The following is a 17,105-nucleotide window of genomic DNA, read 5'->3' as shown; positions in this document are numbered from 1 at the left end:
GCGAACGCTCAGGCCTTGCGCGAAAGCGCGGTAAAAGGGCGGTGGGATATGGCATCGCTTTCAACCCCCTTTCAACGTGAGCCTTTGCAAGCCTGGCGTCAGTCTGCGGTGTTGAAAGCTAGCAACTAGGGCTGCTTTCCAAGGATTTCTCCGTAATGAATAAGCGGCGATTATGGCATTTCACACCTGGTTTATCCACCGCTTGCGCTACATAAAAAACTCGATGAGCTCGCTCTTTCGCGCGTAAGCGTCCTGTTCGCCCAGCGCCATCAGCGCCTTGACAAACCCCGGCTCGAACAGCAGGTAGCTGGCCAGTGCGGCGCCTCCCGGACTGCCTTTGGCGCCCAGCGCACCCAGGCCAGCCAGCGCGTTGTAGGTCCCCCGCGGTAATTCGCCGGCGTGGGCTTGCGCCAGTGCGTCGAGCGACTGTGACGGTGCAATCGCCAACACGTCGACGGGCCGGTAGGGCATGACAGCCGCGATTTCGCGCGGCATCTGCCGCACGGTTTTGCTCACGCGCTGGGCCTGCTCCACGTCGGCCTGCAGCGTGTCCTGAAACACACTGGCCATGGCATGGCCGGCAATGGCGCCCAGCGTGGGCCGGCCGCTCACGTTCGGCCCGTTGCTGCCGACGAAACCGGCGCGCTCGGGTTGCCCCACGCCGATCACCAGCACCTTGCTGGCCCCAAGGTGCAAGGCGGGTGAGAGCGGGGAGCTCTGGCGCATGGAACCATCGCCAAAGAACTCGCGGTGGCCGTCCACCCAGAGCGGCGTGGAGGGGAACAGGAAGGGAATGGCGCTGGAAGCCATCAGGTGTTCGATGGTGACGGGCTGGAACTCTGCACGCCGCCCTGGCCGGCTCCAGAGATCGGCGTGGCGGCCGGCAGCCATCTGGCAGAACGTCCAGTGCACGCCGCTGCTGTAGCTGGAGGCCGTGATGGCCAGCGCGTGAAGGGTTTTATCCTGCAGCACCTGCTCGATGTGGCCCAGCGAAATGGCATGGTGCAAGGTGTCGACCAGCGGTGTGTTGTCCAGCAGGGATTGTTGCGCCCGCACCTGCTGCGACAAAAACAGCGCCGCCGCAATGCGGCTTGAACGGATCCACGCGGGAACCTTGAGCTGGTAAACCTGCGATGAGCGCAATGTGGTCCAGAAATTGGCCAATCGGCCGAATGCCTGCAAGCCTTCACCCGCATGGCTTGCCAGGAAAGCTGCGTTCAACGCACCGGCTGACGTGCCCACCAGGATCTTGAACGGGAATTTCGGGTCAGCCGCACCGCCCTGCACGCTGAGCATGGTTGACAGGGCGTGAAGCACTCCCGCCTGGTAGGCCGTGCGTGCGCCGCCGCCCATGAGGACAAGGGCATTTTGCGCCTCGTCAGGGCGGGTTAACGCAGAAGAAATGATGGTCTCAAGCGACATGGCCGGGCCGGGTATGCGGCGGACGTGGTGAAAGCAGGCGGGGCATGAGCTTGATCGGCTGGTGTTATGGTTTTTTCGCCATGGGGCGCTGTTTCAGTCTTTGCCATTGCCTCATTGATGGGGCCGGGCCGGCTGCGGGCAATTGTGTCAGCATGATGCCGCCGCGAAAGACTTCCTGCAAGTCCGCTGGCTTGGCCGCCACACGGTTTGACTTGGTAAAAAGCCAGAAGAATCAAAGGCCTTCAGGCGCTGCCAGGGCGGCACGCCAGCACTCAGCGCATGCAGTGAAATCGGGTCAAGGGGTTTTTCATAAGGTTTCATTATTTATTGCGGCGCAAGGTTGCAATTGCGGGGCATCGGGCGCATAGTGAATCCAAGAGAGTGTCCCCGTCCGCTGCCTCGCCTTCATGGGCCCGGCAGTGTTTTCAACCCAGCTCCAACCTTGGAAAAAGGAGTCTCTTTATGAACTTGACGATCAGCGGCCACCATCTTGAAGTTACCCCCGCGCTACGCGGTTATGTGACCAGCAAGCTGGATCGGATTACCCGGCATTTCGACCAGGTAGTAGACGTAAAAGTCCTGTTGACAGTGGACAACATGAAAGAAAAGGAAAGACGCCAGCGGGCCGAATGCAATGTGCATGTCAAGGGCCGCGACCTGTTTGCCGAGAGCTCCCACGCTGATCTTTACGCCGCAGTTGATGAATTGACAGACAAGCTGGACCGTCAGGTTGGGCGTTACAAAACCAGAACCCAGGATCACCACCACGTTGCTGCCAAGCGCCAGGCCTGAAAGTCTTTTCGGGCTGTCCCTTTTCAGAGTGCGCGGCTTCTCCTCGAAGGGCCGCATTCACCGGTGGCGTGCAGACGGAAAAACCTGCATTGCACGTTTTCTGTCGCGGCGAATCTGCAGGGCATCTGCAGGCGCGCCAAACCAGACGCCGAAGCCGCTTGTGGCGCCAAGCGGCTTTTTAATGCCTTTTTTGCGGTCAACCCGCTGCAAAGTGCATAATTCGGCGACTAAAAGATTGTTATGAACCGTCTTTCGCAAATTTTGCCCCCCTCCCAGGTTCTGGTCAGCGTTGAAGCGACCAGCAAGAAGCGCGCTTTCGAGGAAGCCGGTCTGCTGTTTGAGAACCAACATGGCCTGAACCGCGCATTGATCACGGACAGCCTGTTCGCCCGCGAACGCCTGGGCTCCACCGGGCTTGGCCACGGCGTGGCGATTCCGCACGGCCGGATCAAGGGCCTGAAGGCCCCCATGGCGGCCGTTTTCCTGTTGCAGGCGCCCATTGGCTTCGATGCGCCGGACGAACAGGCCGTAGCCCTGCTGATTTTTCTGCTGGTTCCCGAGGCTGCCACTCAAAAACACCTCGAAATTCTTTCGGAAATTGCCGAATTGCTTAGCGACAGCTCCCTGCGCGAGCAACTCAAGACCAGCACCGATGCCGCTGGACTGCACAACCTGATCGCTTCCTGGCATTCCGTCCACGAAGTCAGTTCTTAGATGCGGTGTTGCACGGTTGCACGCTGTCCGGCCCGGCAGGGTCTTGAACAGGAAAAGTACAAGGCCGCATGAAGCCCACCGTTGTCAGCGCTGACGTTTTATTTGAAGACCACCGCGCCGCCCTGAAATGGGAATGGGTTGCCGGCCTCGGGGCCTCCGAGCGGCGTTTCGACGAAGTCGCCGTGCGGGCTGCACGCTCTGGCGCCGATCTGGTCGGATACCTCAACTACATTCATCCCTACCGCGTGCAGATCCTGGGCGAACGCGAGGTTGCTTACCTCACGAATGCCAGCCCTGAGGACTGCGCCCGGCGCATTTCCCGCATCATCACGCTGGAGCCACCGGTGCTGATCGTCGCCGACGGCCAGACCGCGCCGGACACGCTGCTGTCGATGTGCGAACGCGCCCAGTTGCCGATGTTCGCCACGCCCGAATCGGCGGCTTTCGTGATTGACGTGCTCAGGGCCTACCTGTCCAAGCATTTTGCCGACCGCACCTCCATGCATGGCGTGTTCATGGACATCCTGGGCCTGGGCGTCATGATCACCGGTGAATCCGGCCTGGGCAAAAGTGAACTGGGGCTGGAACTGATTTCGCGCGGACACGGCCTGGTGGCCGACGATGCGGTAGACCTGTACCGGATCAACCAGACCACGATTGAAGGACGCTGTCCGGAACTGCTGCAAAACCTGCTGGAAGTACGCGGCATCGGCCTGCTCGACATCAAGGCCATTTTTGGCGAGACGGCGGTGCGCCGCAAGATGCGCCTGAAGATGATCGTGCACCTGGTGCGCCGCGAAACGCTAGAGCGCGATTACGAACGCATCCCGTACGAACCGCTGACGCAGGACGTGCTGGGCATCCCGGTGCGCAAGGTCATCATCCAGGTGGAAGCCGGCCGCAATATCGCCGTGCTGGTCGAGGCCGCCGTGCGCAATGCGATCTTGCAGCTGCGCGGCATCAATACCTACCAGGATTTCGTGGAGCGGCACCGCCGCGCCATGGAACAAGACGATTAGAAGGCGCGAATAAACCTACTGCGCAACCCGATCTTGCACCTGCGGTCCTCGCCGTACGCAAGTACGGCTCCGGTCCTCGATGCAACCTCGGGCTGCTCGCTACGGTTTCTTCACACCTTCTGCGCCGCAGTTTTACTTGCTATTGAATCAATAGCTGCTTGCGCTTGTATATAAAGGGCTGCAGGCCATTTCTGCTAAAAATTAAGCGTGATGGTGCCGTACCGGTGCGCCGTTGCGGTTGGGGCACTTGTCTTTGGTGCAGTTAGCGTAGATCGACAGTGAATGATCGGCAATGGTGAAGCCCTTGGCTTTGGCGACGGCATTCTGGCGTTTTTCAATCTCGGCGTCGTAGAACTCCTCGACCTTGCCGCAATCGAGGCAGACCAGGTGGTCGTGGTGCTGGCCTTCGTTGATCTCATAGACCGCTTTACCTGATTCGAAATTGCTGCGGTTCAGCAGTCCGGCCTGCTCGAACTGGGTCAGCACCCGGTAGACCGTGGCCAGGCCAATGTCCGAGCGGTCTTCCAGCAGCACCCGGAACACATCTTCGGCTGTCATGTGGCGCTGTTTGCCCGCCTGGAAGATCTCCAGGATTTTCAGGCGTGGCAGGGTTGCCTTGAGGCCGGTGTTTTTCAGTTCGTCGATGTTGCTCATGGGAAAACTCTCTGGGTGAAACCGCTGTGTAAAGCGGTGGTGCGACCCTTCTGGGCAGGTGCCGGCCGGGGGCCCCCAGCCGCTACAATGAACGATCATATCGCTACACCCCCTCACTATGTCAGCCATGCCTGCAAATCATCGTTACAGCGCCAAAACCGCTTTCCTGCTCCTGGCCTGCACGGTGCTGGCGTCCTGCAGCAGCCTGAGCAACATGAGCAGCAGTTCGATCAACCCGGTCAACTGGGTCACGCCCTACAAGGTGGACGTCATTCAGGGCAATTTTGTCTCCAGGGAGCAAGTTGAGCTGCTTCGCCCCGGCATGACGCGTGAACAGGTCAAGGCCATCATGGGAACGCCTCTGATGGCCAGCCTGTTTCATGGCGACCGCTGGGATTACGTCTTTACGCTGAAGCGCCAGGGCGTGGAGCCCCAGTCGTACAAATACACCGTGTTTTTCAAGGGTGACCAGCTGGAGCGCTTTGAAGGCGACGCCATGCCGAGCGAGACCGAATTCATTGCCAAACTGGGCAACCGACGCAAACTGGGCGATGTGCCCGTGCTGGAAGCCACCGAAGAGCAGCTCACCAAGGCTTCCACAAAGGTCAAAGCCAATCCGGCAGCAGCCACTTCGGCGCCCACCAGTGCGCCAGCGGGCTCTCCGTCTGCCTCCTATCCGCCGCTCGAAAGCCCGAAACAGTGAGCGGGGCCGGCTCAATCCAGGCGACCCAGGCCAGACGGCACCGGGTCGCGGTAGCGGGCGCCAGCGGCCGCATGGGCCAGATGCTGATTGAGGCCGTCGGCGCCAGTGCCGACTGCCAGCTGACCGGTGCGCTCGATGTGGCTTCCAGTTCCGCCATCGGCAGTGATGCCGCCGCGTTTTCGGGACGCATGAGCGGCGTTTTGATCAATGCCGATCTTCGGCAGGGCCTGAAAGATTCCGGCGTGCTGATTGATTTCACCCGTCCCGAAGGCACGCTGGCCCATCTGGCGGCTTGCCGCGAGCTGGGCGTCAAGCTGGTGATCGGCACTACCGGATTTTCCGACGCGCAGAAAGCCGAGATAGCCGCTGCGGCCAAAGACATCGCCATCGTCATGGCTCCGAACATGAGCGTAGGCGTCAACGTCACGCTCAAGCTGCTCGAGATGGCGGCTCAGGCCCTTTCTACCGGCTATGACATCGAAATCGTCGAGGCGCACCACCGCCACAAGGTGGATGCCCCGTCCGGCACCGCACTCAAGATGGGTGAAGTGATTGCCGGTGCGCTGGGCCGCGATCTCAAGGATTGCGCCGTCTATGCCCGCGAAGGCGTGACGGGCGAGCGCGACCCGTCGACCATCGGTTTTGCGGCCGTGCGCGGCGGCGACGTGGTGGGTGATCACACTGTGATGTTCTTGGGCACCGGCGAGCGCATCGAAATTTCCCACAAGTCATCCAGCAGGGCCAACTATGCCCAGGGCAGCTTGCGTGCCGCGCGCTACCTCGATTCGCACGCCACCGGCCTTTTTGACATGTTTGACGTGCTGGGTCTGAAAAAATGAATGCGGTGCCGGTCACGGCAGTTTCGGAGGCTTTAACCTGATGGACTTCTTCAGCCTGATGACCCAGGGCGGCATCGTCAGCCAGCTGGTGGCGGCCTTGCTGCTGGCCATGTCGGTCGCGAGTTGGGTCGTGATCCTGTGGAAGGCCTGGCTGCTTCAGCGTGCCGCCAAAGACGTGGCACGCAGCACCGCTGCTTTCTGGCAATCGACCTCTGTAGAACAAGCCCGGGAGAAAGTGGCCGCCTTCGACCGCGAGGCGCTGGTGTTGCCTCTCATTGTTGCCACGGACATCCAGGCCGGCGGTACGCTGGCGTCGGCGGGTGACAAGTCCCAGCAACTTACCCGCGTGTTGCGCGACGCCCTTCATGACATCCTGGACAAGCTGCAGTTCGGCCAGGTGCTGCTGGCTACCGTCGGTTCTACCGCACCCTTTGTGGGGCTGCTGGGTACGGTCTGGGGCATTTACCACGCACTTGTCGGCATCGCTTCAGCCGGCCAGATCACCATCGACAAGGTCTCCGGCCCCGTCGGCGAAGCGCTCATCATGACGGCGGCAGGCCTGGCGGTAGCGATTCCAGCCGTGCTGGCGTACAACATTTTCGGCCGTCGCGTCGGCCGTATCGAGGCCGACCTCGAAGGCTTTGCACGCGATTTGCGCGAGTTACTCGCACATAAGGGCTAGCTAATGGCTTTCGGCCGCCTCGAACGCACCCAGGGCCCGCAGCCCATGAGTGACATCAACGTCACGCCGCTGGTCGACGTGATGCTGGTGCTGGTGGTCATTTTCATCATTACAGCTCCGCTACTGGCCAGCACCATCCGGCTCGACTTGCCGAAGACCGAAGCGGCCAAGCCGGCCGATGCGCCGAAATTCGTCACCCTGGTGGTCGACAGGGCTGGCCAGGCTTTCCTGAATGACAAGCCCCTGGGCCTGGATGAGCTTGCCCGCCGGTTGGCGGAAACCGCCGGCCAGAATCCCGACACCGAAGTGCAGTTGCGTGCCGACGAAGCCGTGCCTTACGGGAAAGTCGTGGAAGTCATGGGCGTGGCGCAAAAAGCCGGGCTCAACCGGATCGGCTTTGTGGCGGATCCTGTTCCGTCCGCGGCTGCCAGCCCTGCGGCGGCCCGGTAACCTGCGCAGAGCCGCCCAGCATCTAAAATCGGGGATTCGCCCTTTGGCTGCGCGGCCCGCATGGCGGGGCCGGAGCCTTTCACGGCTTCCATTTTGTTATCCCGTTTCGCCTTCCCGGTTCTCCATGCAAGACAAATACAACCACCTCGACGTTGAGCGCGACGCTCAAGCCCACTGGACCGCAGCCGACGCCTACCGCGTGACGGAAGACGCCAGCCGCAAGAAGTACTACGCTTGCTCCATGTTGCCCTACCCCAGCGGCAAGCTGCACATGGGCCACGTGCGCAACTACACCATCAACGACATGCTCACGCGCCACCTGCGCATGAAGGGCTACAACGTGTTGATGCCCATGGGCTGGGACGCCTTCGGCCTGCCGGCTGAAAACGCCGCCATGAAAAACGGCGTGCCGCCGGCAAAGTGGACCTACGACAACATCGCCTACATGAAAAAGCAGATGCAGGCGATGGGGCTGGCCATCGACTGGAGCCGCGAAGTCGCCACCTGCGATGCGAGCTACTACAAGTGGAACCAGTGGCTCTTTCTGAAGATGCTGGAAAAAGGCATCGCCTACCGCAAGACCCAGGTCGTGAACTGGGACCCGGTCGACCAGACTGTGCTGGCCAATGAGCAGGTGATAGACGGCAAGGGCTGGCGCACCGGCGCAGTGGTGGAAAAGCGCGAGATCCCCGGCTACTACCTCAAGATCACCCAGTACGCCGACGAACTGCTCGACAGCGTCAGCCACAAGCTGCCCGGCTGGCCCGAACGCGTCAAGCTGATGCAGGAGAACTGGATCGGCAAGAGTGAAGGCGTGCGCTTTGCGTTCACGCACGACATCCAGGACGCCTCCGGCAAGCTGATCGGCGAGGGGAAGATGTATGTCTTCACCACGCGCGCCGACACCATCATGGGCGTGACCTTCTGCGCCGTGGCGCCTGAGCACCCGCTGGCGCAGCACGCCGCCGTGTCCAATCCAAAAATCGCCGCCTTCATTGAAGAATGCAAGGCCGGCGGAACGACCGAAGCCGAGCTTGCCACGCAGGAGAAAAAAGGCGTGCCCACGGGCCTCTTTGTCACGCATCCGCTCACCGGCGACAAAGTTGAAGTCTGGGTCGGCAACTACGTCCTCATGAGTTACGGCGACGGCGCTGTGATGGGCGTGCCCGCGCACGACGAGCGTGATTTCGAATTCGCCAAAAAATACAAGCTGCCGATCAGGCAAGTGGTTGATGTCAAGGGCCAGGCCTACAGCCTGGACGCCTGGGCCGACTGGTACGGCGACAAGCAGCAGGGTGTCACCATCAATTCGGGCAAGTACGACGGCCTGGGCTGCAAGGCCGCAGTCGATGCCGTGGCCGCCGATCTGGCCGCCAAGGGACTGGGCGAGAAGAAGACCACTTGGCGCCTGCGCGATTGGGGCGTGAGCCGCCAGCGCTACTGGGGCACACCCATTCCCATCATCCACTGCGAAGAGCACGGCGCTGTGCCGGTGCCTGAAAAAGACCTTCCCGTGGTGCTGCCGCAAGACTGCGTGCCGGACGGTTCGGGTAACCCGCTGCACAAGCATGCGGGCTTTCACGCCGGTGTGGTCTGCCCCGTCTGCGGCAAGCGCGGCCGCCGCGAGACCGACACCATGGACACTTTTGTCGATTCGTCCTGGTACTTCATGCGCTACTGCGACCCGAAGAACGGCGACAAGATGGTGGCCGAAGGCGCCAACTACTGGATGCCGATGGACCAGTACATCGGCGGTATCGAGCACGCCATCCTGCATTTGCTTTACGCCCGTTTCTGGACCAAGGTGATGCGTGACCTGGGCCTGGTGAAGGTCGACGAGCCTTTCACCAAGCTGCTCACGCAGGGCATGGTGCTCAACGAGGCCTTCTCGCGCGTGACCACCGGCAAGCAGTACTTCTGGGCGCATGAGCTCGATATCGTGCGCGACGAGCACGCCAAGGTGATCTCCGCCACGTCCAAAGCCGACGGCCTGCCCGTGCCTTACGAGGGCTGGACGACCATGTCCAAGTCCAAGAACAACGGCGTCGACCCGCAGGACCTGATCGAAAAGTACGGCGCGGACACCGCCCGGCTCTACACCATGTTCACCGCGCCGCCCGACACCACGCTGGAGTGGAACGACGCCGCGCTCGAAGGTTCCTACCGCTTCCTGCGTCGCGTGTGGAATTTCGGTGTCAAGCTTCATGCTATGAATTCAGGAGCTAGTGGCGCGCATCCATTGGGCGCTGCGGCTTCTTTTGACAAGGAAGTCAAGGCGCTTCGCCTGGAAATCCATACGGTGCTCAAGCAGATCGACTACGACTATCAGCGCATGCAGTACAACACGGTGGTGTCGGGCAACATGAAGTTGCTGAACGCGATGGAGGACTTTAAAGGTGCTTCGTCTGCGGGCGCAGTCGCTGCACTGCACGAAGGCTTCGGCATCCTGCTGCGCTGCCTCTACCCGGCTACGCCGCATCTGGCACATGCGCTCTGGTCACAGCTCGGCTACGCGGCGCGGCACGGCGAACTGCTCGATGCCCCCTGGCCCGAAGTCGACGCAGCCGCTCTTCAACAGGACGAGATCGAGCTGGTGCTGCAGGTCAACGGCAAGCTGCGCGGCTCCGTCACTGTTCCCGCCGGCGCCGACAAGGCCACCATCGAGGCCGCCGCGCTGGCGTCGGAGGCTTTCACCAAACAGGCTGCGGGTGCGCCCGCCAAGAAGGTGATCGTGGTGCCAGGCCGGCTGGTCAACATCGTCATTTAGGTCATTGAGACCGCTTCAAAAAACACACAGAAAGCCAGCCATGCAGCGTCGCGCATTCCTCACACTGTCGGCCTCAGCCGCCGCCCTGAGCCTGAGCGGATGCGGCTTCGCATTGCGCAAGGCGCCCACCTTCGCCTTCACTACGCTTTATTCGGGCTTGGCCGAGACTTCGCCGCTGGGGGTGGAGCTCAGGCGTTCACTGCAGGCGACGCGCAAAGTGGAGGTGATCACCGAGGCCCGCAGGATCAATGAGGCGCAAGTCATCCTCGATGCACTGGGCGATCAGCGCGAAAAAGTTATCCTGAGCCGCAATGCCTCGGGCCAGGTGCGCGAGTTTCAGCTGCGCCTGCGCTTTCGCTTCAAGCTGCGTACCCTGGCGGGCAAGGAACTCATCCCCGACACTGAAATCATGCAGCAACGCGACATCAGCTTCAATGAGTCGGCGGTATTGGCAAAGGAGGCCGAAGAAGCCCTGCTGTACCGCGATATGCAAAGCGATGTCGTCCAGCAGATCATGCGCCGCCTGGCGGCGGTGACGGAACTCTGAAGCCCCTAACCCATCAGGCCCGCATCAGTGTGCTTTTGCCGAACAGGCTCTCGATGAGGTCCACGGCCACCTCGGCCGTGCCGTTGCGCACGTCCAGTGCCGGGTTCAGCTCCATCACATCAAGCGAGCCGAGCAAACCGGTGTCGGCAATCATCTCCATGCACAGCTGGGCTTCGCGGTAGGTGGGGCCGCCTTTGATGGCGGTGTCCACACCCGGCGCGATGGAGGGGTCCAGAAAATCGACGTCAAAGCTCACATGCAGGTGGGTGTTGGCGTCCATGCCGGCCAGCGCTTTTTCCATGGTGTGGCGCATGCCCATCTCGTCGATGTAGCGCATGTCGAAGACCTCAAGGCCCTCTTGCCGCACAAAGCGCTTTTCGCCCTCGTCCACGCTGCGGATGCCGATTTGCCGTATCGCCTTGGGGCTCATGGCGGGCACCATGCCGCCGATATTGGTGAGCTCTGCCGGCCCGTGGCCGCACAGCACCGCCACCGGCATGCCGTGCACATTGCCGGTGGGCGTGAGTGCGTTGGTGTTGAAGTCGGTGTGCGCATCCAGCCAGAGCACGCGCAGCGTCTTGCCGATGCCGCGGCAGTAGCGCGCCACCGCGCTGATCGAGCCAATGCCCAGGCAGTGGTCGCCGCCCAGCAGGATGGGCAGATGGCCGGCCGCGAGGCTCTGGTACATCGCTTCGTGCACCGCCTTGTTCCAGGCGACCACCTCGTCCAGGTGCCGGTAGCCCTCGTCGGGCGGCAGCCAGGGATTGGTGGGGCCGGCCAGGTTGCCGGTGTCGACAACTTCGAGCCCGCGGCCGTGCAACGCTTCGCGGATGCCGGCCACGCGCAAGGCTTCAGGCCCCATCGAGGCGCCGCGGCTGCCCGCGCCGATGTCGGTAGGGGCACCAATCAGGTCAACAGACTTGGTCATCAACGTGCCATTTCAGGGATGGGGGAAATGCGGGGCGCCTTGGCGGTCGGCGATTCGGCGGGCGTCAGCAGGCCGAACAGGTTTTTGGGGTCGTCAAGATGAGGCACCAGGTCGATCTGGCGGCGATTGGCAACGTCCGCCAGTTGCAGCTTGTGCAAATAGCGCAGGGCCGAATAGTCTTCCAGCGCAAAACCGACCGAATCAAAAATCGTGACTTCCCGGGGCGATGCACGCCCCTTGGCCGTGCCCTTGAGCACGTCGGCAAATTCAGCCACTTTGAAGTCCTCGGGCATTTGCTGGATCTCGCCTTCGATGCGCGACTGCGGCTCAAACTCGACCACCACGCGGGCGTCCTTGCGCAGCAGGATGTCGGCGTGCAGCTCGGTCTTGCCGGGGCAGTCGCCTCCCACGGCATTCAGGTGCATGCCGGGTTTGATCATCTCCGGCGTCAGGATGACGGCGTTGCGTTTGTCGGCGGTAATGGTGGTCACGATGTCGGCTCCTTGCACGGCCTGGTCCGCTGACTGGCAAATCGTCACGCTCAGGCCCTGCAGCCCCAACGCATGCAGGTTACGGGCCAGTTTATCGCTGGCTGCCGCGTCAATGTCAAACAGGCGCATCTCGCGTATGCCCAGCATGTGGTGAAAGGCGATGGCCTGGAATTCGCTTTGCGCGCCGTTGCCGATGATCGCCATCACGCGGCTCCCGGGGCGGGCCATCCACCTGGCGGCCAGTGCCGACATGGCTGCCGTGCGCAGTGCGGTGGTGATGGTGAGCTCTGACAGCAACAAGGGGTAGCCGGTGTCCACATCGGCCAGCACGCCGAAGGCGGTGACGGTCAGCAAACCCAGCTCGGTATTTTTGGGGTGGCCGTTGACGTACTTGAAGGAATACTGATGCCCGTCACTGGTGGGCATGAGTTCGATCACGCCGTCGGGCGAGTGGATGGCGTGGCGCGCCGATTTGTCAAAGTCGTTCCAGCGCCGATAGTCCAGCTCGATCTCGCCGGCCAGGCCTTCGATAAAGGCGGCCGCGCCGCGCTGGCGGACGATTTTCTGAATGCTTTCAATGCCAATGTAGTCAACCATGATGGGGCTCCCGGGTCTTATGTTGATTTCCATTGTCTGCAGCCAGCACGCTAAAGAAAAGACAGTAAGTTGATCAAATTCATGTATTGTTTGATCAAATAGACAGCATTTATTGGTATTTCGCCAATAAAATGTCTGCATGGACGATACCGACCGCCAATTGCTTTCCCTGTTGCGGGACGACGCCCGGGCCTCGGTCGCGTCCATCGCCAAGGTTTTGCGCGTCTCACGCGGCACGGTGCAAAACCGGCTGGCCAAGCTGGAGGTCGACGGCACCATCACCGGTTACACCGTTCGCCTCAAACCCCAGGCCGAGGGCCACCGCATACGCGCCTTCATGACGGTGGCGGTTGAGGGCAACCGCACCGACGCGGTGCTCGCGGCCCTGCGGGGCGACCCGGCCGTGAGCGCACTGCACACCACCAACGGCCGCTGGGACATGGTCGCCGAACTGCAGGCCGACACCCTGGAAGCCTTTGACCGTGTGCTGAGCCGCATCCGTCTGCTCGAAGGCATTGCCAACACCGAGACCAGCCTGCTGCTATCGACCACCAAGCTTTAAACTCCCCTCATGAATCTGGCCCCTGCCCAACTCCAGGAACACCTCAAGCGCGGCTTGAAAAGCCTGTACACCCTGCACGGCGACGAGCCGCTGCTGGTGCAGGAGTTTGCCGACGCGCTGCGCGCTGCGGCGCGCGAACAGGGCTATACCGAGCGCACGGTGCACACCGTGGCCGGCGCGCATTTCGACTGGAGTGAGGTGCTGGCCAGCGGCGGTTCGCTCAGCCTTTTCGCTGATAAACAGATCGTCGAGATCCGCATCCCCAGCGGCAAGCCTGGAAAAGACGGCTCCGTCGCGTTGCAGCAAATCGCCGAACGCGCACAGGGCGACGACTCCACCCTCACTCTGGTCATGCTGCCGCGGCTGGACAGCATGACGGCCAAGGGCGCGTGGTTCGGCGCGCTCGAAAGCTTCGGCGTCACCGTCAAATTCGACCCGATTGACCGCCGCAGCCTGCCACAGTGGATTGCCCAGCGCCTGCAACAGCAGGGCCAGCGCGTGGCCGCCGGCGAAGAAGGCCAGCGCACGCTGCAGTTTTTTGCCGACCGGGTGGAAGGCAACCTGCTGGCCGCGCACCAGGAAATCCAGAAGCTGGGGCTGTTGTACCCGGCACAGCCCGACAGCGCCCTGAGTTTTGATCAGGTGGAAAACGCCGTGCTCAACGTGGCGCGCTACGACGTGTTCAAGCTTTCTGAGGCTGTACTGGGCGGCCAGTCGGTGCGCGTGGCGCGCATGCTCGACGGCCTGCAGTCCGAGGGCGAATCCGAAGTGCTGGTGCATTGGGCGCTGGCTGAAGACATCCGCAGCATGAAGCGCGTGAAAGATGCGATTAGCGCCGGGCGCCCCATGCCCATGGCGCTGCGCGAAAACCGCGTCTGGGGCATCAAGGAAAAACTGTTTGAGCGCGTGCTGCCACAGATCGGTGACACCACTTTGTCCAATCTGTTGCACGCCGCCCACAAGGTCGACGGCATCGTCAAGGGCCTGAAGCAGCCTGACTGGCCCGCCGACGGCTGGCAGGCGCTGCACCGGCTGGCCGGTATGGTCTGCGCCGAGTGCGCGGCGCCGTCGCCCGTGTCCCGCAGGCCGCATGCCATGGCGGACGGCTCAAGGGCCTAGCAGCAACGCCCAGGGCATGGGTGGCGCGCCACTCTGATCGGGGTTACGCTCGTGACATGCAACAGACGGCGTCCCTGTCCAAAAAACTCATTCGCATAGGTGCCAGCCTTCTGATCGTCGCGCTGGCGTCCATAGGGTTGACCCTGTGGGTGACCTGGCAACTTGAAGGAGGCGCTGCGGCGGTCAACGAGGCCGGGCGTATGCGCATGCAAACCTGGCGGCTGGCCAGTGCGGTGCAGGCGGGGGTGGAGCGTGCCGAGCGGCAGAGCCTGGTGACCCGGTTTGACGAGAGTCTGTCGCTGTTGCGCGAGGGCGATCCGTCCCGGCCGCTGTTTGTGCCGTGGGACGACCAGGTGCACCAGCGTTTTGCCGATGTCGAGTCCCTGTGGCTTGCTCAGCGGCCGCTATGGCTGGCCGAGCCGGCCCCGCAGGCGCAGGTCCTGCTGAAGGCCGGCGGCGAGTTTGTTGAAGCCAGCGACCGCCTGGTGCTGGTGATCGAACAACACCTGTCCCGCCTGACAGCCATCTTGAACCTGTTCCAGCTCCTGATGATGGCCTTGGCCATCGGTGGGGCGGTCATCATGCTTTACACCGGCTACATGTATGTGATCAATCCCTTGGGGCAGCTCCGGCAAGGTTTGCAGAAGCTGGAGTCAGGGGATTTCAGGACGCGCATCGAAGTCGACACCGTGGATGAATTTGGCCAGGTGGCCGCCGGCTTTAACCATATGGCGGCCACCTTGCAATCGCTTTATGAAGGATTGGAAGCCAAGGTCGAGACCAAAACACGGCGTATTGAGGCGCAGCGCGTTCGACTGGAGGCACTCTACAAGGTCAGCGCTTTCCTGGCCCAGGCGGGCAGCATTGACGAGCTGGCGCGCGGCTTTGCCCAGCGCGTGCGCGCCGTGATGAAGGCCGATGCCGCCACAGTCCGCTGGTCCGACGATGCCAACCAGCGTTATCTGATGCTGGCCTCCGACTGTTTTCCGCAAGACCTCGTGGAAGAAGAGCGCAGCCTGCTGGCCGGGGCCTGTGCATGCGGCAACCTGCGGCCGGACGCGCGTACCCGCGTGATCCCGATTCTCAGCCACGATGAAGCGCCGGTACGCCATTGCGCCAAGGTGGGGTACGAAAACGTGGTCAGTGTGCCGATACGGCTGCAGCAACGCCTGCTCGGCGAATTCAACCTGTTCTTTCGCGCGCCTGTTTTGCTGAGCGCCGACGAAGTCGAATTGCTGGACGCACTGGCCAGCCACCTGGCCAGTTCCCTGGAGGGTTTGCGTGCAGACGCGTTGGACCGGGAGGCGGCGGTCGCGGAGGAGCGCGCCCTGCTGGCGCGCAACCTGCACGACTCGATTGCCCAGTCATTGGCCTTTCTCAAGATCCAGGTGCAGTTGCTGCGAACAGCCGTACAGAAGGGCCAGACCTCGCAAATGCAAGGCGCTCTTGATGAACTGGACATTGGGTTGCGCGAAAGCATCAGCGACGTCCGCGAATTGCTGGTGCATTTCCGCACGCGCACCAACACTGACGATATTGAGCAGGCGCTGCAGGAAACACTGCAGAAATTCCAGAGCCAGACGGGGCTGTCCGGGCAATTGCAGGTCCATGGCCAAGGGCTGCCGCTGCCATCCGATGTGCAGGTTCAGGTGCTGCATGTGGTGCAGGAGGCGCTGTCGAATGTGCGCAAGCATGCCGGTGCCGCGCAAGTCGAGCTGGAAGTAGTCAAAGGCGCACGTTGGCGTTTTGTGGTGCGGGACAACGGTGCCGGCTTCGACACCCAAAAGCACCCGGGGGAGTCACATGTGGGTCTCAACATCATGCGGGAGCGTGCCGGGCGTATTGGTGCTGAAGTGAACGTTGTCTCCGCGGCGGGGCAAGGAACTACGGTCACGCTGACATTGCCGCCTCATCCCGAGGTCGGAGGTGGCATGGCGGCGCAGTCCACGGCACCGGCACCAGCTGCAGCACTTCGTACGGCAGCTCAGGGAGACCTCAATGAAATCCATTGAATTGCTGGTGGTGGATGACCACACCCTGTTTCGCCGAGGGCTGGTGGCGCTCCTGTTGCAGGATGGCCGTTTCGACGTGGCTGGCGAGGCCAGCGATATCGGCGAGGCATTGCGCTGCGTAGCGCGCAGCAAACCTGACCTGATTCTGCTTGACAATCATCTCCCGGGGGTACTTGGTGTGGATGGCATCGCGGCGCTCAAGGACGCAGCGCCAGGCACTCGCATCCTGATGCTGACGGTCAGCGAAAACGAAGGGGATCTGGCCACAGCGCTGCAAGCCGGAGCCGACGGCTATCTGCTGAAAACTGTGGAGCTGGACCATTTGTCGGAATCCATCATCAAGGTCCTGGAAGGCGAGTCGGTCGTGAGCCCGGAAATGATGACCAAGCTGGTGGCGGCCTTCCGGTCCAAGCCCCCTTTGCCCGTGACCGGCGAGGTCGCTGCCGTGGAAACGAGCAGCAATGGGAGCGCGCTGGCGCCGGAGCAGAACGACTCGGCCCTTGCGCTGCTGTCGGCCCGCGAGCGGGAGGTCCTGGCCTTGATCGCGCATGGCGACAGCAACAAGGTGATTGCCCGCAAGCTCGATATCGCCGAGACCACGGTGAAGATTCACGTTCAGCACATCCTGCGCAAACTACAGCTCAGCTCGCGCGTGCAGGCCGCGGTCTACGCGGCTGGCCGCGACCTGACTTGACAAAGATCAAGGCCGGGGCAGTTTGACCCGGCGCTAGTTCTTCATGATGAGGTGGCGAGGTTCCACGTCGTCTTTTTAATGCCGCCTGCCTGTTCTGAAGAAGGATATTCAGC

General features: G+C 62.1%; 18 protein-coding genes. 13 read left to right on the top strand and 5 right to left on the bottom strand.

The window, feature by feature from the left end; all coding sequences use genetic code 11:
- Nucleotides 1–207: 207 nt before the first annotated feature.
- Complete coding sequence (locus tag AC1DZE_RS05390) at nt 208–1,422, bottom strand: patatin-like phospholipase family protein (protein ID WP_477668779.1); 1,215 nt, start codon at nt 1,420–1,422, stop codon at nt 208–210.
- 462 nt (nt 1,423–1,884) lie between these two features.
- Between AC1DZE_RS05390 and hpf the strand changes: the two genes are divergently transcribed.
- A complete protein-coding gene (gene hpf, locus AC1DZE_RS05385) occupies nt 1,885–2,214 on the top strand; it encodes a ribosome hibernation-promoting factor, HPF/YfiA family (RefSeq protein WP_007872838.1) in 330 nt (109 codons plus the stop codon).
- A 57-nt stretch (nt 2,215–2,271) separates the two neighbouring features.
- Here the strand turns inward: hpf and AC1DZE_RS05380 are convergent, their stop codons facing one another.
- Complete coding sequence (locus tag AC1DZE_RS05380) at nt 2,272–2,565, bottom strand: hypothetical protein (protein ID WP_477668940.1); 294 nt, start codon at nt 2,563–2,565, stop codon at nt 2,272–2,274.
- Between AC1DZE_RS05380 and AC1DZE_RS05375 the strand changes: the two genes are divergently transcribed.
- A complete protein-coding gene (locus AC1DZE_RS05375) occupies nt 2,455–2,928 on the top strand; it encodes a PTS sugar transporter subunit IIA (RefSeq protein ID WP_477668778.1) in 474 nt (157 codons plus the stop codon). The two genes, AC1DZE_RS05380 and AC1DZE_RS05375, sit on opposite strands and share 111 nt — an antisense overlap.
- Before the next feature lie 68 nt (nt 2,929–2,996).
- Nucleotides 2,997–3,947 carry an HPr(Ser) kinase/phosphatase gene (gene hprK / locus AC1DZE_RS05370; protein WP_457281495.1) on the top strand — a complete coding sequence of 317 codons (951 nt, stop codon included), beginning with the start codon at nt 2,997–2,999 and terminating at the stop codon, nt 3,945–3,947.
- Between the two features lie 201 nt (nt 3,948–4,148).
- Here the strand turns inward: hprK and fur are convergent, their stop codons facing one another.
- Complete coding sequence (gene fur, locus AC1DZE_RS05365; protein WP_457281494.1) at nt 4,149–4,601, bottom strand: ferric iron uptake transcriptional regulator; 453 nt, start codon at nt 4,599–4,601, stop codon at nt 4,149–4,151.
- Nucleotides 4,602–4,728: 127 nt separating this feature from the next.
- On the opposite strand from fur, the gene AC1DZE_RS05360 reads away from it, so the two are divergent.
- The 6 genes from AC1DZE_RS05360 to AC1DZE_RS05335 all read left to right on the top strand — a co-directional run bounded on the left by AC1DZE_RS05360 (nt 4,729) and on the right by AC1DZE_RS05335 (nt 10,589).
- Nucleotides 4,729–5,304 carry an outer membrane protein assembly factor BamE gene (locus AC1DZE_RS05360; protein ID WP_477668777.1) on the top strand — a complete coding sequence of 192 codons (576 nt, stop codon included), beginning with the start codon at nt 4,729–4,731 and terminating at the stop codon, nt 5,302–5,304.
- 14 nt (nt 5,305–5,318) lie between these two features.
- Nucleotides 5,319–6,143 carry a 4-hydroxy-tetrahydrodipicolinate reductase gene (dapB, locus tag AC1DZE_RS05355; protein ID WP_477674060.1) on the top strand — a complete coding sequence of 275 codons (825 nt, stop codon included), beginning with the start codon at nt 5,319–5,321 and terminating at the stop codon, nt 6,141–6,143.
- 40 nt (nt 6,144–6,183) lie between these two features.
- Nucleotides 6,184–6,825, top strand: coding sequence for a MotA/TolQ/ExbB proton channel family protein (locus AC1DZE_RS05350; protein WP_477668775.1), 642 nt, complete (start codon nt 6,184–6,186; stop codon nt 6,823–6,825).
- Between the two features lie 3 nt (nt 6,826–6,828).
- Nucleotides 6,829–7,275: an ExbD/TolR family protein gene (locus AC1DZE_RS05345; protein ID WP_477668774.1), complete on the top strand. Its 447-nt coding sequence runs from the start codon at nt 6,829–6,831 to the stop codon at nt 7,273–7,275.
- A gap of 124 nt (nt 7,276–7,399) precedes the next feature.
- Nucleotides 7,400–10,042 (top strand): leucine--tRNA ligase, encoded by a 2,643-nt coding sequence (leuS, locus tag AC1DZE_RS05340; protein WP_477672086.1) that lies wholly within the window; start codon nt 7,400–7,402, stop codon nt 10,040–10,042.
- A gap of 40 nt (nt 10,043–10,082) precedes the next feature.
- Entirely contained in the window at nt 10,083–10,589 is a 507-nt protein-coding gene (locus AC1DZE_RS05335) for an LPS-assembly lipoprotein LptE (protein ID WP_477668772.1), read from the top strand.
- A gap of 13 nt (nt 10,590–10,602) precedes the next feature.
- Here AC1DZE_RS05335 and rocF read toward each other — a convergent pair whose 3' ends face one another.
- On the bottom strand, nt 10,603–11,517 hold the full coding sequence (gene rocF / locus AC1DZE_RS05330; RefSeq protein ID WP_477668771.1) for an arginase: 915 nt from the start codon (nt 11,515–11,517) through the stop codon (nt 10,603–10,605).
- Complete coding sequence (locus AC1DZE_RS05325) at nt 11,517–12,605, bottom strand: ornithine cyclodeaminase (protein WP_477699855.1); 1,089 nt, start codon at nt 12,603–12,605, stop codon at nt 11,517–11,519. The genes rocF and AC1DZE_RS05325 overlap by 1 nt, the downstream gene beginning before the upstream one ends.
- A 139-nt stretch (nt 12,606–12,744) precedes the next feature.
- Here AC1DZE_RS05325 and AC1DZE_RS05320 point away from each other — a divergent pair, with 139 nt between their 5' ends.
- The 4 genes from AC1DZE_RS05320 to AC1DZE_RS05305 are packed head-to-tail and all read left to right on the top strand — an operon-like array spanning nt 12,745 to nt 16,992.
- The gene (locus AC1DZE_RS05320; RefSeq protein WP_477668769.1) at nt 12,745–13,167 is read left to right on the top strand and encodes an Lrp/AsnC family transcriptional regulator; all 423 of its coding nucleotides are present in this window, start codon (nt 12,745–12,747) and stop codon (nt 13,165–13,167) included.
- Nucleotides 13,168–13,176: 9 nt separating this feature from the next.
- A complete protein-coding gene (gene holA / locus AC1DZE_RS05315) occupies nt 13,177–14,286 on the top strand; it encodes a DNA polymerase III subunit delta (RefSeq protein WP_477668768.1) in 1,110 nt (369 codons plus the stop codon).
- Between the two features lie 56 nt (nt 14,287–14,342).
- Complete coding sequence (locus AC1DZE_RS05310) at nt 14,343–16,298, top strand: type IV pili methyl-accepting chemotaxis transducer N-terminal domain-containing protein (protein WP_477668767.1); 1,956 nt, start codon at nt 14,343–14,345, stop codon at nt 16,296–16,298.
- Nucleotides 16,285–16,992 carry a response regulator gene (locus tag AC1DZE_RS05305; protein ID WP_477668766.1) on the top strand — a complete coding sequence of 236 codons (708 nt, stop codon included), beginning with the start codon at nt 16,285–16,287 and terminating at the stop codon, nt 16,990–16,992. The genes AC1DZE_RS05310 and AC1DZE_RS05305 overlap by 14 nt, the downstream gene beginning before the upstream one ends.
- Nucleotides 16,993–17,105 lie beyond the last annotated feature (113 nt).

The sequence above is a fragment of the Polaromonas sp. P1_F1 genome (assembly GCF_056405795.1).
Note: the sequence above shows the minus strand (reverse complement) of the source record. Positions and strands in the feature narration are given on the sequence as shown.

What these genes read in the sequence shown, in the direction of transcription:
- leuS (WP_477672086.1), top strand. Translation starts at nt 7,400, where the DNA reads ATGCAAGACAAATACAACCACCTCGACGTTGAGCGCGACGCTCAAGCC.
- holA (WP_477668768.1), top strand. Translation starts at nt 13,177, where the DNA reads ATGAATCTGGCCCCTGCCCAACTCCAGGAACACCTCAAGCGCGGCTTG.
- fur (WP_457281494.1), bottom strand. Translation starts at nt 4,601, where the DNA reads ATGAGCAACATCGACGAACTGAAAAACACCGGCCTCAAGGCAACCCTG.
- AC1DZE_RS05335 (WP_477668772.1), top strand. Translation starts at nt 10,083, where the DNA reads ATGCAGCGTCGCGCATTCCTCACACTGTCGGCCTCAGCCGCCGCCCTG.
- hprK (WP_457281495.1), top strand. Translation starts at nt 2,997, where the DNA reads ATGAAGCCCACCGTTGTCAGCGCTGACGTTTTATTTGAAGACCACCGC.
- AC1DZE_RS05390 (WP_477668779.1), bottom strand. Translation starts at nt 1,422, where the DNA reads ATGTCGCTTGAGACCATCATTTCTTCTGCGTTAACCCGCCCTGACGAG.
- AC1DZE_RS05305 (WP_477668766.1), top strand. Translation starts at nt 16,285, where the DNA reads ATGAAATCCATTGAATTGCTGGTGGTGGATGACCACACCCTGTTTCGC.
- AC1DZE_RS05320 (WP_477668769.1), top strand. Translation starts at nt 12,745, where the DNA reads ATGGACGATACCGACCGCCAATTGCTTTCCCTGTTGCGGGACGACGCC.
- AC1DZE_RS05350 (WP_477668775.1), top strand. Translation starts at nt 6,184, where the DNA reads ATGGACTTCTTCAGCCTGATGACCCAGGGCGGCATCGTCAGCCAGCTG.
- rocF (WP_477668771.1), bottom strand. Translation starts at nt 11,517, where the DNA reads ATGACCAAGTCTGTTGACCTGATTGGTGCCCCTACCGACATCGGCGCG.
- AC1DZE_RS05360 (WP_477668777.1), top strand. Translation starts at nt 4,729, where the DNA reads ATGCCTGCAAATCATCGTTACAGCGCCAAAACCGCTTTCCTGCTCCTG.
- AC1DZE_RS05375 (WP_477668778.1), top strand. Translation starts at nt 2,455, where the DNA reads ATGAACCGTCTTTCGCAAATTTTGCCCCCCTCCCAGGTTCTGGTCAGC.
- AC1DZE_RS05310 (WP_477668767.1), top strand. Translation starts at nt 14,343, where the DNA reads ATGCAACAGACGGCGTCCCTGTCCAAAAAACTCATTCGCATAGGTGCC.
- hpf (WP_007872838.1), top strand. Translation starts at nt 1,885, where the DNA reads ATGAACTTGACGATCAGCGGCCACCATCTTGAAGTTACCCCCGCGCTA.
- AC1DZE_RS05325 (WP_477699855.1), bottom strand. Translation starts at nt 12,605, where the DNA reads ATGGTTGACTACATTGGCATTGAAAGCATTCAGAAAATCGTCCGCCAG.
- AC1DZE_RS05380 (WP_477668940.1), bottom strand. Translation starts at nt 2,565, where the DNA reads ATGTTGGTTCTCAAACAGCAGACCGGCTTCCTCGAAAGCGCGCTTCTT.
- AC1DZE_RS05345 (WP_477668774.1), top strand. Translation starts at nt 6,829, where the DNA reads ATGGCTTTCGGCCGCCTCGAACGCACCCAGGGCCCGCAGCCCATGAGT.